The organism is Inquilinus sp., from assembly GCF_039594555.1.
In the GTDB taxonomy this organism is placed as follows: domain Bacteria; phylum Pseudomonadota; class Alphaproteobacteria; order DSM-16000; family Inquilinaceae; genus Inquilinus.
In genome coordinates, this window is sequence record NZ_JBCNNF010000186.1 from 1 (window position 1) to 13,051 (window position 13,051).

The 13,051-nt window shown below is 71.1% G+C and carries 9 protein-coding genes; 3 read left to right on the forward strand and 6 right to left on the reverse strand.

Going from position 1 to position 13,051, the window contains the following annotated elements:
• Positions 1-162: 162 nt before the first annotated feature.
• From chrA to ABDW35_RS19850, 6 genes are all read right to left on the reverse strand, one after another.
• On the reverse strand, positions 163-1,389 hold the full coding sequence (gene chrA / locus ABDW35_RS19825; RefSeq protein WP_343715606.1) for a chromate efflux transporter: 1,227 nt from the start codon (positions 1,387-1,389) through the stop codon (positions 163-165).
• Positions 1,390-1,678: 289 nt separating this feature from the next.
• The gene (locus ABDW35_RS19830; protein WP_343715607.1) at positions 1,679-5,761 is read right to left on the reverse strand and encodes an NAD-dependent epimerase/dehydratase family protein; all 4,083 of its coding nucleotides are present in this window, start codon (positions 5,759-5,761) and stop codon (positions 1,679-1,681) included.
• A gap of 534 nt (positions 5,762-6,295) precedes the next feature.
• A complete protein-coding gene (locus ABDW35_RS19835) occupies positions 6,296-7,315 on the reverse strand; it encodes a fumarylacetoacetate hydrolase family protein (RefSeq protein WP_343715608.1) in 1,020 nt (339 codons plus the stop codon).
• Complete coding sequence (gene hmgA, locus ABDW35_RS19840; protein WP_343715609.1) at positions 7,312-8,622, reverse strand: homogentisate 1,2-dioxygenase; 1,311 nt, start codon at positions 8,620-8,622, stop codon at positions 7,312-7,314. The genes ABDW35_RS19835 and hmgA overlap by 4 nt, the downstream gene beginning before the upstream one ends.
• A 108-nt stretch (positions 8,623-8,730) precedes the next feature.
• On the reverse strand, positions 8,731-10,074 hold the full coding sequence (locus ABDW35_RS19845; RefSeq protein WP_343715610.1) for a lysine N(6)-hydroxylase/L-ornithine N(5)-oxygenase family protein: 1,344 nt from the start codon (positions 10,072-10,074) through the stop codon (positions 8,731-8,733).
• Entirely contained in the window at positions 10,071-11,144 is a 1,074-nt protein-coding gene (locus tag ABDW35_RS19850) for a GNAT family N-acetyltransferase (protein WP_343715611.1), read from the reverse strand. Before ABDW35_RS19850 ends, ABDW35_RS19845 begins: the two co-directional genes overlap by 4 nt.
• Before the next feature lie 358 nt (positions 11,145-11,502).
• Between ABDW35_RS19850 and ABDW35_RS19855 the strand changes: the two genes are divergently transcribed.
• The 3 genes from ABDW35_RS19855 to ABDW35_RS19865 form a co-directional block, all read left to right on the forward strand.
• Complete coding sequence (locus ABDW35_RS19855; protein WP_343715612.1) at positions 11,503-11,739, forward strand: MbtH family protein; 237 nt, start codon at positions 11,503-11,505, stop codon at positions 11,737-11,739.
• A gap of 4 nt (positions 11,740-11,743) precedes the next feature.
• On the forward strand, positions 11,744-12,478 hold the full coding sequence (locus tag ABDW35_RS19860; RefSeq protein ID WP_343715613.1) for an alpha/beta fold hydrolase: 735 nt from the start codon (positions 11,744-11,746) through the stop codon (positions 12,476-12,478).
• A gap of 11 nt (positions 12,479-12,489) precedes the next feature.
• The coding region (locus tag ABDW35_RS19865; RefSeq protein ID WP_343715614.1) for a TauD/TfdA family dioxygenase at positions 12,490-13,051 on the forward strand (562 nt) is incomplete at its 3' end.

The window sequence follows — 13,051 nt, forward strand, 5'->3', positions numbered from 1 at the left end:
GGGCTGGCGGTCCGGCTGCGGGAGGCCGACGTCACCGAATGGCTCGACACCGAGACCACCCAGACCGTCGCCCGGCGCCTCTGCCGGTCCCTCGGCATCGATCCCTATAACTGCTTCGCGACGCCGGACCCCTCCGACACCGGGTGAGGGGCCGCGGCCTGTCTATCCCCCGATCAGCGGCAGGGCGGCACCGGCCGCGGCCAGGCCCAGCACGACGGTCCAGGGCGGCGCCCTCCACACCGTCAGGGCCAGGAAGCCGGCCAGCGCCAGGGCAAAGTCCGGCGGCGCCAGCACGGCGCTGGTCCAGACCGGGCTGTACAGCGCCGCGCCGAGGATGCCGACGACCGCCGCATTGGCGCCGCGCATGGCGCTCTGCGCGCCCGGGCGGCGGCGCAACGCGTCCCAGTAGGGCAGGGCGCCATAGAGCAGCAGCAGCCCCGGCAGGAAGATGGCCGCCAGCGCGACCGCGGCGCCGGCGATGCCGTTCGGCGCCGGGCCCATGACGGCTCCCAGCCAAGCGGCAAAGGTGAACAGCGGCCCCGGCACTGCCTGGGCCAGGCCGTAGCCTTCGAGGAAGGCCTCGTTCGACACCCAGCCGGGCGGCACCACCTCCGCCTGCAGCAGCGGCAGCACGACATGGCCGCCGCCGAACACCAGCGCGCCGGAGCGGTAGAAGGCGTCGAACAGCGCCAGGCCCTGGGCGCCGGTTGCCGCCGCCAGCGCCGGCACGGCCAGGAACAGCGCCGCGAACAGGGCCAGGGCGGCGCCGCCGCCGGGGCGCGACACCGGCACGCTCAGCCGGCCGCCCGGGGCGCCGCCGCCGTCGCGGCACAGCCAGAGGCCGGCCGCGGCGCCCAGCGCGATGGCGCCGATCTGGCCGAAGGCGCCGCCGGCGAAGACCGCGATCGCCACCGCGGCCAGGGCGATGCCGGCGCGCGGCCGGTCGGGCGTCAGCGTCCGGGCCATGCCCCAGACCGCCTGGGCGACGACGGCGACCGCGACCAGCTTCAGCCCGTGCAGCAGGCCCGCGGCGACCGGCCCGGTGAGCGCGGCTGCGCCGAGCGCGAAGGCGCAGAGCAGGATCGCGGAGGGCAGGGTGAAGCCGCACCAGGCGGCCAGCCCGCCGGCGAGGCCGCGGCCGCGCAGCAGGCCGAGGGCGAAGCCGACCTGGCTCGACGCCGGGCCCGGCAGGAACTGGCACAGGGCCACGAGGTCGGCATAGCCGGCCTCGTCGATCCAGCGCCGCCGCTTCACCAGCTCGTCGCGGAAATAGCCGAGATGGGCGATGGGGCCGCCGAAGGAGGTCAGGCCGAGCTTGAGGAAGACCCGGAACACCTCGCCCGGCGAGCCCTGATGCGGCGCTGCGGCCGTCTCGGCGGTGTCGGTCATCGCGGCGGTCGCTCTCGGGGCGGGCGGGGCCTCACCGATAGGCGAGTCGCGCCGGGAGCGTCAATCGCGGAGGGCGGTCCGCATAGGACGAAGAGGAGGGGCCGGCGCCGCCCCCTCACCCGAAATCGCCGACGCGATTTCGACCTCTCCCCAAGGAGAGGTGAAATGTCCGCGACCCAAGTTTCCCTCTCCTTGGGGAGAGGGAGGGGCCCGCCGCGTTGGCGGCGGGAGGGTGAGGGGGACACAGGCCGGGCCGGCGAACGGTCCGGGCCCCGTATCGCCCGCGTCTCTACTCCGCGGCGACGCCGCTGTGGCCGGGGACGGGACCGGCCGGCCGCCGGATCCTGGCCTTGCGGGCCTCGGCCTCGGCGACCTCCAGCTGCCGCCGCGCCCCGGCATGGGATGGCTCCAGCTCGACCGCCCGGCGCTGCACCAGGATCGCCTCGTCCCAGCGCTTCTGCCCGGCCAGCAGGTTGCCGAGATGGCGGTGCAGCGCCGCCTCTTCCGGCGCCAGCTTGATCGCCTTGCGCGCGGTCGACAGCGCCTTCTCGGCCTGGCCGAGCCCGGCGAAGGCGGCGCTGAGCTGGCGGTGCGCGCCGGCATGCTCGGGCTCGATCGCCAGCGCGCGGCGCAGCTCGGCCACCGCGTCCTTCCAGCGCTTCCAGCCGGACAGCAGGTTGGCCAGATGGCGATAGACGGCCGCCTCGTCGGGCGACAGCTCGATCGCGCGGCGCGCCGCCGCCTCCGCCTCCGCCGGCCGGTTCAGGGCGGCCAGGGCGGTGCTCAGCTGGCGCTGGGCGCCGGCATGCGACGGCTCCAGCGCGATCGCGGTCTCCAGCGTCGCGACGGCCTCGGCCCAGCGCTTGTCGGTGATCTGCAGCGCGGCGAGGGCGCGGTGCAGATGCGGCGCCTCCGGATCATGCGCCAGGGCCCGCCGGCAGGCCGCGATCGCCTCCGGCAGCCGGTTCAGCTGCGACAGCGCCGTGCTGTGCAGATGATGCAGCCGGGAATGGTCGCCGCCCCGGGCGATGGCCTCGGCGATCAGCGGCTCTGCCTCCTGCGCCCGGTTGATCGAGATCAGGAAGCCGGCGCGCGCGGTCGTAGCATTGGCGCTGCCGGCGAAGTTCCGGCCGATCTCCTCGATCGTCGCCATCGCCTCGTCGGCATGGCCGCAGCGCTGCAGGATCGTGGCGACCCAGGCGTACAGCCCGACCATGTCGCGCTCGCGGTCGAAGGCGGTGCGGATGGTGTTGGGCGGATGGCCCAGCAGCTCCCGCGCCACATCCGCCGCCTTCTCCTGCGCGGCCTTGGCCTGCCCGGGCCGGCGCAGGTCGGTCAGGATCTCGGCCAGCAGCAGATGCAGGTCGGGATCGAAGCGGTAGTGCCGGATCGACTCGCGCAGGGCCTCGGCCGCCTCCTCCAGCCGGCCGCGCGCCCGCAGGATGCGCCCGAGCTGCTCGAACATCGACGACCGGGTGGAGGCGCGCAGCAGCAGCTTGCGCTTCAGCTTCTGCACCACCTCGGGCGGGATCGGGTCGCGAGCGTGGTCGCGCTCGTCTTCGAACAGGCGGATCGCCGTCCGCTCGACCTCTTCCGCCTCGGCCAGGCTGCGGTCGAGCAGCAGGCAGCGCGCCAGGCTGTGATGGAAGTCGGACCGCTGCGGGTCGAGCGCGAGGGCGTTGCGCCAGAGCGGGACCGCCTCCGGCGCCCGGCCGATCGTCATCAGCATAGTGGCGGCCAGCGCCTGGGCCTCGGCCAGATCGGCCGGGGCGCGGGCGACCCATTCGCGGGCGAGGGCCCGGCCTTCGCCGTAGCGGCCATGGCCCCAGAACAGCTTGAACAGAAGCTCGGCCGCGTCGATCGACACGGGGTCGAGCTCGAGGGCGCGGCGCAGGCTCGCGACGGCATCGTCGATCTCGCCGGTGTGCTGGGCCGACCGGCCCATCTGGACGTGGTACAGCGGGTCGGCCTCGCGCAGCCGCTGCGCCTCCTGCGAGAGGCGGAGGGCCTCGTCCTCGCTGCCCCGGGCCCGCTCCAGCTTGCCGAGATGCAGGAGGGTCGCCGGATGGCCGGGCAGCAGCTCGGCCGCGCGGCGCGCCTCGGCGACGGCCTCCTCGACCCGGCCGGAGCGGGCCAGGGCCTCGCTGCGCACCCGGTGCTGATAGGCCACGACCTCGTCCGGGCGGGCCGGGGCCGCGACCGGCTGGTCATCCTCGCCGTCGGGGAACACCCGGGCCAGCGTGCGGCGCAACTCCTCGTCGATCTCCAGCCCCGCGCCGTCGCCGTGGAACAGCTCGGTCCGCTTGGCGTCGGTCAGGTTGGAATCGACGTCCCAGCTGGTGTTGATCGGCTTGAAGTGGCGCAGGCCGACCTTGAAGCTGGCCTCGTCCGGGGTCATGCCGATGACGTTGTGGATCGCCCATTGCACATCCTCGGGCGACTTGGCCGGCACCACCGCCCATTTCTCGGTGCAGGCATCCAGGCGGCCGACCTTCTTGTGGAAGAAGTGCCGGTGCCGACGCTGCTGGGGCAGGGGCTCGGTCGCGTAATTGTGGATCCACCAGCCGTCGAAGCGGATGAAGCCGGTGTCCGACTGCTCGGCGATCTCGAACACGCTCTGCCCGTCGCGCGTGACCGCCAGCTCGTCGATGTCGACGTTGATGACGCTGGCGGCCGTCCGGAAATACCGCAGCCGCGCATGCTCAAAGGCCGCGGCCTGGCCGTAGAAGGAATCCCAGATGCTGTAGGACAGCGGGCGGCGGCCGTCGAACACGCCCCATTTGTACGGCCAGGGGATGGTCAGCACCTCGATCGAGGGGTCGATGGACCGCAGCGCGTCGTCCAGCTCGCGGACGTCATAGGCCGTCGAGGCGTTGTCGTAGAGGACGACGCCGTTGGCGCCATGGCCGCGGGAATAGTAGCGCACCCAGTCCTGGATCCAGGCGATGTCGTTGTCCTGGCTCATCGCGTAGATGCAGCGCCGGCCGTCGAACAGCCCGCTCAGATTGGGCTGCGGCGCCAGGAAGGCGCGGCCCAGGCTGGTGTCGGCGATCAGCCCGGTGGTGCCGGGCGGGACCGGGACGGTGACTAGGTCGACCCAGCGTTTGTGCCGCACCTCGAAGCCGCAGCGCTGCATCGAGGGCAGGGCGGTGAAGGTGAAGTCCAGCTCGGTTTCCAGGTTCAGGAGCGGCGGGCCGACCAGCCGGATCGACTCGCCCGACGCGTCCCAGAACACGTCGCAGAACACGGTGGTGAAGTCGAAGTCGTCCTCGTAGCTCGCATGCCGCAGCGTCGGCGGCCGCGGCGGCATGCGGATCGGGTCGTGGCTGAAATCGAGAATCCAGGGGGTCAGCGCCGAGATCCGCCGGGGCGCGCTCGCGCCGCGGCGGAGGACCGGGCGCTCCCGGCCCTCCGCGTCCCCCGTCGCCGGCGTCGCTGCCGGCTGCAGCGTCTCTGCGGCCCGGTCCCGCGCCGCGTCGTCGGCATAGGCCTGGATCAGCCGGCGCAGCCCGTCCTCGACCGAGATCTCCGCCCGCCATCCCAGCAGCGCCTCGGCCCGCGCCGGGTCGCCGCGGAAATGCCCGACATCGAAGTTGCGGGGCGGGGCGATGCGGATCTCGACCGGGGCCAGCGCCGCCTGACGCGCCATCTCCGCCAGCTCGCCCAGCGACACGGCGCGGCCGCCGACATAGTGGATCGGCGGCAGCGCCCGGTGGCCTTCCTCCAGGCACTCGATCAGCAGCGACAGGCCGCGGCCGACATCCTCGACATGGGTGAAGTCGAAGGTGTTCTCCGCGCCCTCGATCGAGATCGTGCCGCCGGTCGCGGCGGCGCGGGCGAAGGCGGGCACCACCCGGTTGCGGTGATCGGCGGTCGTCCCGAAGACGTTGGAGAAGCGGACGATCGCGGTGGCGAGGCCATCCTCGCGGGCGCGGCCGACCGCGGCCTCCGCGGCCGCCTTCGAGCGGCCATAGATGTTCATCGGCTGCAGCGGCGCGTCCTCATGCACCGGCAGCACTGCCGCGTCGCCATAGACCTCCCGGCTACTCGCATAGATCACCCAGGGGCGGCGGCCGGCCGGCTGCTCCAGCGCCACCTGCAGCACGGCGTCCGTGCCGTTCACATTGACATCCCAGCACAGCTCCGGGTTCCGCTCGCCGTCGATGACGCGGGAGACCGCGGCGAGCGACAGGACGCCGTCACACCCGTCCATCGCCTGCCGCAGCTGGTCGCGGTTGCGGATGTCGCCATGGCCCGGCGTCCCCGGATCATGGGCGATGTCGAAGGGCACCGGCCGGTGCCCGGCTTCGGCCAGGCGCCGCATCATCTCCGTGCCGATCAGCCCGCGCGAGCCGGTGACGAGGATCTTCATGGGGAGGTCTCTCGTGGTCGTTGTTCATGGCGTCGGCGGAGCGCCGCCGGTCGAATCAGGCCGTCGGGAGCGGTGGCCATCCCTGGGCGTGGGTCATCGCGTCATCCTCCATGGCGAAGGCCGCGGCAGGCTCGGGGCGCCGGGCGGTTCCGGACGCCGGACCGCTGATGGAGCTTTCCTGCCGCGCAACGAGACATTGCCGATCAGGGGCGGATGCCTTGCCGCGAAACCTTCGAGCCATCAGAGTTCGATTCCAGCGTCTCAGGTTTCGCATTCAAACTTTAGAGATATTTTATGTCAATGAAGTTTTTGTGAGCTAGATGGGAGGGATTTCTCAGAGAACTCCAAGAGTTTGACGATTTCATGATTCAAGGTTGTTCAATGAAATCTTTCCGCAACCAGCGGTGGCAGCATTCGTCCGGCGTCCTGGCACCAGAGGCAGCCGCAAAAACGACGCGCCCGGCTTCCTGTCGGGGCCGGGCGCGCCTGTCGATATGCGGGATGCGGGAACGGATGGGGTGGAAAGACCGGGCGTCAGCCCGCGGCGGCTTCCTCCACCGTCTGCTCGATCGCGCCGAAGATGGAATGGCCGTGGGCGTCCTTCATCTCGATCCGCACGGTGTCGCCGAAGCGCAGGAACGATGTCCTGGGCGCTCCCGACAGGATGGTCTCGACCATGCGCAGCTCGGCCAGGCAGGAATAGCCGTGGCCGCCCTGGGCGATCGCCTTGCCCGGCCCGCCATCCGAATCGCGGTTCGACACGGTGCCGGAGCCGATGATGGTGCCGGCGCCCAGCGGCCGGGTCCTGGCGGCATGGGCGACCAGGGTCGGGAAGTCGAAGGTCATGTCGACCCCGGCATCGGCCCGGCCGAAGGGTGCGCCGTTCAGCTCGACCAGCAGCGGCCGGTGCAGCTTGCCGGCCTGCCAGGCCTCGCCCAGCTCGTCGGGCGTCACCGCGACGGGGGAGAAGGCGGAGGACGGCTTGGACTGGAAGAAGCCGAAGCCTTTGGCCAGCTCGGCCGGAATCAGGTTCCGCAGGGACACGTCGTTGACCAGCATGACCAGCTTGATCGCCTGCGCCGCGGCGTCGCGGCCGGCGCCCATCGGCACGTCGCCGGTGACCACCGCGACCTCGCCCTCCAGGTCGATGCCCCAGGCCTCGCTCTCCATCCGGATCGGGTCGCGCGGCGCCAGGAAGGTGTCGGACCCGCCCTGGTACATCAGCGGGTCGGTCCAGAAGCTCTCCGGCATCTCGGCGCCGCGGGCCTGCCGCACCAGCGCGACATGGTTCACATAGGCCGACCCGTCGGCCCATTGGTAGGCGCGGGGCAGGGGCGACAGGGCCTGGTGCTCGCGGAACCGGTCGCTGGGCACCGCGCCCAGCTCCAGGTCATGGGCCAGCGCCTCCAGCCGCGGCCGCAGCAGGTCCCAGTCGTCCAGGGCGCGCTGCAGCGTCGGGGCGATGCCTCCGGCCACGGTGTAGCGGGTCAGGTCGCGTGAGACGACGACGAGGCGCCCGTCGCGCGACCCGTCCCTCAGGCTGGCGAGCTTCATTGGCCGGTGTCCTCCCGTTTGTCGAACTGTTTCTCCAGCCCGTTCCAGCAGGCCGGATAGTCATCCTGCAACGTCGGCAGCTCCGCTGCATAGCGTGTCAGCTGCTGCGGGAAGCGGGTCTCGAACATGAAGGCCATGGTGCCGGTCAGCTTCACCGGCTTCAGCTCGGCCGTGCTGGCCTTGGCGAAGGCGTCGGTGTCCGGCCCGTGCGGCAGCATGCAGTTGTGCAGGCTCATGCCGCCGGGCAGGAAGCCCTCCTCCTTGGCGTCGTAGCGGCCGTAGATCAGGCCCATGAACTCCGACATGATGTTCATGTGGTACCAGGGCGGCCGGAACGAATGCTCGGCCACCAGCCACCGCTCCGGGAAGATCACGAAGTCGACATTGGCCGTGCCCGCCTCGCCGGACGGGGCGGTCAGCACGGTGAAGATCGACGGGTCCGGGTGGTCGAAGGCGATGGCGCCGACCGGGGAAAAGGTCCGCAGATCATACTTGTAGGGCGCGTAGTTGCCATGCCAGGCGACGACGTCGAGCGGCGAGTGGCCGATCGTGGTCTCGTGGAAGCCGCCGCACCACTTGACGATGACGCGGTGCGGCGTCTCCTTGTCCTCGAAGGCGGCGACCGGGGTCTTGAAGTCGCGCGGATTGGCCAGGCAGTTGGCGCCGATCGGGCCGCGGTCCGGCAGGGTGAACTTGGCGCCGTAATTCTCGCAGACATAGCCGCGCGACGGGCCGTCGATCAGCTCGGCCTTGAACTTGGTGCCGCGCGGGATCACCGCGATCTCGGCCGGGCCGATCGCGATGACCCCGAGCTCGGTGACCAGGCGCAGCGACCCCTGCTGCGGCACGATCAGCAGCTCGCCATCGGCGTTGAAGAACACCTCGTCGGCCATCGACTCGGTGGCCAGGTAGACATGCGCGGCCATGCCGGCCTGGGTGAACACGTCGCCGGCCGTGGTCATGGTCCGCATGCCGGTCAGGAAGGTCAGGGGCTCGTCGGGGATCGGCGTCGGATCCCAGCGCAGCTGGCCCAGTGGCCGGCCGTGGCGGACGACATGCGGCGCCGTCTTCCAGTGCGGCAGCTCGATCTCGCGGAACCGGCCGACATGCTGCACCGAGGGCCGCAGCCGGTACAGCCAGGACCGCTCATTGGTGCCGCGCGGCGCGGTGAAGGGCGAGCCGGAGAGCTGCTCGGCATAGAGGCCGTAGGCGCAGCGCTGCGGCGAGTTCTGGCCCTGGGGCAGGGCACCGTCCAGCGCCTCGGTCTCGAAGTCGTTGCCGAATCCCGGCATGTAGCGGAGCGTCATCGCATCCTCCCGGCCTCATTCCGTCTTGCCAGGATGATCGTTTCATCTGAAACGAATAGCAACGCGAATCTGCGGCCGCCGGAAGCCGGCGGCCCGGGCCGTGGTGGGTCAGTCGTCGTTGACGGCGAGCCGCCGCAGCGGGGCAGGGGCGTGCAGGTCGGGCGGGACGCCGCGCCGGCGCCGGGCCGCAAGCAGCGACTCGGCGATCTCCTGCGACCGCACCGCCAGCACCGACAGCAGCGTGTCGCTGAGCCCGTGCGAGGTCTCGGACTGGCCCTGCAGGTGGATCTGCGGCCGGAACTCCGGCCGGGTGCGCAGCCGGTAGTCGCGGTCGACCGCGAAGTCCTCGATCCAGGGCGCCAGCGCCGACAGCAGGCGGCGCCCGCCGTCGCGCTCATAGCCGGTGGCCAGCACCACGGCGTCATAGCCGCGCCGGGTCGCGGTGCCGGCGACGTCGTCGCGCAGGGTCAGGCCGATGCCGTCCGCCGCGGCTTCGGCCTCGCTCACCTCGTTGCGGCCGCACAGGGCCAGGCGCGGCGCGCCCTGGACGCTCTGCTGGTACAGGATGTCGTACATCCGCTCGATCAGGTCGGCGTCGACCACCGCGTAGTTGGTGTTGCGGAACTCGCGGATGATGGCGTCGCGCTGCGCCTCGCCCTGGCCGAAGACGTAGTCGGTGAAGCCCGAGTTGAAGATCTCGTTGACGAAGGGGGTGTTGTCCGACGGCTTCAGCGCATGGCCGCGGAACACCAGGTCGATGCCGAGCTGCGGGAAACGGCCATGCAGGTCGAGCGTGATCTCCGCCGCGCTCTGGCCGCCGCCGACCACCGCCACCCGGGCGGAGGGCTTGCGGGCCAGCCCCAGCCCGTGGATGCGGTCGAGATAGGCGGAGGAGTGGAACACCCGCGGGTCGCCGCGCAGCCCGGCGAAGACGGCCGGGACGCGCGGGCTGCCGCCGGTGGCGACGACCAGGTTGTGCGCCCGCCGCACGGTCTCGCCGCCAGCCGCGGTGCGCGACCGCACCCGCAGGCCGGTGACGACGCCCTGCGCCGTCTCCGGCTCCACCGCCGTCACCTCCTCGCCATAGCTGCAATGCCCAGCGAAGCGGGCCGCGACCCAGCCCAGATAGTCGTTGAACTCGACCCGGCTGGGAAAGAAGGTCCTGCGGTTGATGAAGGCCTCCAGCCGACCCTTCTGGTGCAGGTAGTTGACGAAGGTCAGCGGGCTGGTCGGGTCCCGCAGCGACACCAGATCCTTGAGGAAGGAGATCTGCATGTCGCTGTCCGGCAGCAGCATGCCGCCATGCCAGGTGAAGCCTGGCTGCTTCTCGATGAAATGGTGGCTCAGCACCGCGCCGCGCTGGCGCAGCGCCTCGTCCAGCGCGATGGCCAGGGCCAGGTTCGACGGGCCGAAGCCGACGCCGACGACGTCGTGGATCGCGTCCGGGCTCATGCCTGCGGCACCGGCTGCTTGGCGGCGGCCGGCAGCCACAGCCGGTCGAAGAAGAAGCGCTCGCGCAGCAGCATCACCAGCGCCGCCCGCTTGTGCGGGAAGTCGAAGGTCTTGATCCGCACGAAGCCGGAGGTCTCGAGGTTGCGGATCTGCTGGTGATGCGCCGCCGCCGGCTCACCGACGACGCGCTGGGTGCGGCAGTCGTCGAGCAGCATGAAATGCGTCAGCGACGGCAGCCAGGCGCTGATGAAGCCGCGGCCGCGATAGGCGTCCTCGCCGACCACGACATGCCAGCCGCGGTCGTAATCCTGGGCGTCGTAGAACGGCGCCAGCCGGTTCTCCCGCGCCCAATAGATCTCGAAATAGGCGAAGGGCACGCCGTCGAAGCTGGCGATCAGCGGCACCATGTGCGGGTCGGCGATCAGCCCGGACAAATAGCGGCGATGCTTCTCCAGGTCGCCATCCTCGTTCCAGAAGGCGGCCACCCGCGGGTCGTTCATCCATCTGTGCAGGTGGCCGAGGTCGTCCTCCACCGTCGCGGCGCGGAAGGCGAGGGTCTGCTCCAGCCACGGGATCCAGCGGGCATAGATTGTGCCCTGCGGCTTTGGCGGCCGCTGCGGGTGCCGCTTGCCGTCGGTCATCACCTGGCGTTGCGGGAAGGCCGGCAGGTCCGGGCGGCCATGCCACAGATCGGGCTGCTGCATGAACAGCTCCGGCAGCACGGTCAGCGGCGCGGCCGCCGTTTCGACCGCAATGCCGCGGCGGCGCAGCGTGTCGGCCAGCTCGTCCGAGCCGTCGCCGAGGTCCAGCGCCAGCCGCTCCAGCTCCGGGTGCCAGCCGAAGGCGGCTTCGATGGCTGCGTTCAGGCCGCGCAGGGCGGTGTCGGCGGATCCCGCGGGGCCGGTCAGGACCAGCCGCTCCCCGGTCGCGTCCAGGCGCAGCGTCAGCGGCGCGGCGCCGGCCTGGCGCACGGTCAGCGAATCACCGTGGCGCGAGGTAGTGACGGGGCTGCGGGTGGCGGTGTAGGACAGGAAGGTCGTGCCGGGCTGCGGAACGGGTATGGCGTCCATCGTCTTCTCCTTCCGCGGCCGCGGAACCCTGCCGGTTCCCGGCATGTCGGCGCCCGCCGGCAAGCAGCGGATTCGTCTCGTCTGGTCGGGCCGCCGCTTCCCGGACGAGGGCTGGGAAGGGCGAAATCGGGCTTGACTTGCAGTGCAACTGCAAATCATTATCATTCATAGCCAGAAGGGAGCGGGAAGTCCAGGCACGTTGTCGGTCTCCCGGTATTCTCTTCAAGCCAACGGAAAGCGCTGAAGACCAAATCAAGATGCCAGGCCGACACAATCCGGCAGGGCGTCGCGTGGCTGCGTCTGCGTAATTCGTAAAATTTTCTCTATCCCTGGATGCGATATCGGCGAGGAGTGCCTGATGGCCTTCGATCGGGACGACACCGTCTTTCACGTCGTGGTCAATCACGAGGAGCAATACTCGATCTGGCCCGATTACAAGGAGATCCCCGAAGGCTGGACCGCCGTCGGCAAGTCCGGCCTGAAGGCCGAGTGCCTGGCCTATATCTCCGAGGTCTGGACCGACATGCGGCCGCTGTCGCTGCGCCGCCACATGGATGGCACGGCCGCGACGGACGCCACCGACGCCGCCCGGTGATCGGATGAGCGTGGTCGCCGCCCGGCTGTTCTGCCTGCCTTATTCAGGGGCCAGCGCCATGGTCTATGGCCGCTGGCGCCGGGATCTCCCGTCCTGGCTGGCGGTGCATCCGGTCGAGCTGCCCGGCCGCGGCGCCCGCGCGGACGAGCCGCTGGCGACCGATCTGCGCGGCCTCGCCGGGTCGCTGGCCGGGGAGGTCGAAGGCTTGATCGACGGACCCTACGCCCTGTTCGGCCACAGTCTTGGAAGCCTGCTGGCCTTCGAACTGGCCCACGCCCTGTGCGACCGCGGCGTGCCGCCGCCGTTGATGCTGTTCGCCTCGGGCGGCGAGGCGCCGGCGGTCCGTGACGACGGCGAGCTGGCCCGGCCGCGCAGCGACACCGAGCTGATTGCCGATCTGCGCGGCTATCGCGGCACGCCCGAGGAGGCGCTGGCCGACCCCGAGCTGATGGCCATGGTCCTGCCGGTGCTGCGGGCCGACTTCCTGCTCTCCGGCACCTATGCCTACCGGCCGCGCCCGGCCCTGACCTGCCCGGTCCACGTCCTGGCCGGCACCGCCGACGATCTCCACCGCCCGGCGCTGGACGCCTGGGCCCGGGAGACGGACGGCGGCTTCGCCATCGACCTGTTCGAGGGCGACCATTTCTTCCTCCACTCCCGTCAGGCGGAGGTGCTCGGCGTGATTGGCGCCGCCCTCTCGCGACGGATGAACGGCGGCCCCGCCGCCATGCTTCAGTGAGTGCCCACGCCATGGATGCCGTGACCACCGCCACGCTGACGATCCGCCCGCTGCGCGACGACGGCCCGCTGCCGCTGCTCGTCGAACCGACCGCGGGGACGCCGTCGCTGATCGAGGCCCTGCCGGAAATCCGGCCGATCGTCGAACGTCATCTGGGCGTCGAGGGTGGACTGCTGTTCCGCGGCTTCGCGCTGGACGGCGCCGACGCCTTCCGCGGTTTCGCCGCCGGCTTCGGCCACCCGCTGCTGACCTACGAGTTCGGGTCGACCCCGCGCAGCAAGGTGACGCAGGGCGTCTACACCTCGACCGAATACCCGCCGCATCAGCACATCCCGCTGCACAACGAGCAGGCCTATACCCGGGACTGGCCGATGAAGATCTGGTTCTACTGCCAGCAGGCGGCGCCGGAGGGGGGCGAGACGCCGATCGCCGACAGCCGCGCCGTCTACCGTGCCATGCCGGCCGGGCTGCGCGACCGCTTCGCCCAGAAGGGGCTGATGTATGTCCGCAACACCGGCAACGGCCTCGACGTCTCCTGGCAGCAGGTGTTCGGCACCGAGGATCGCGGTGAGG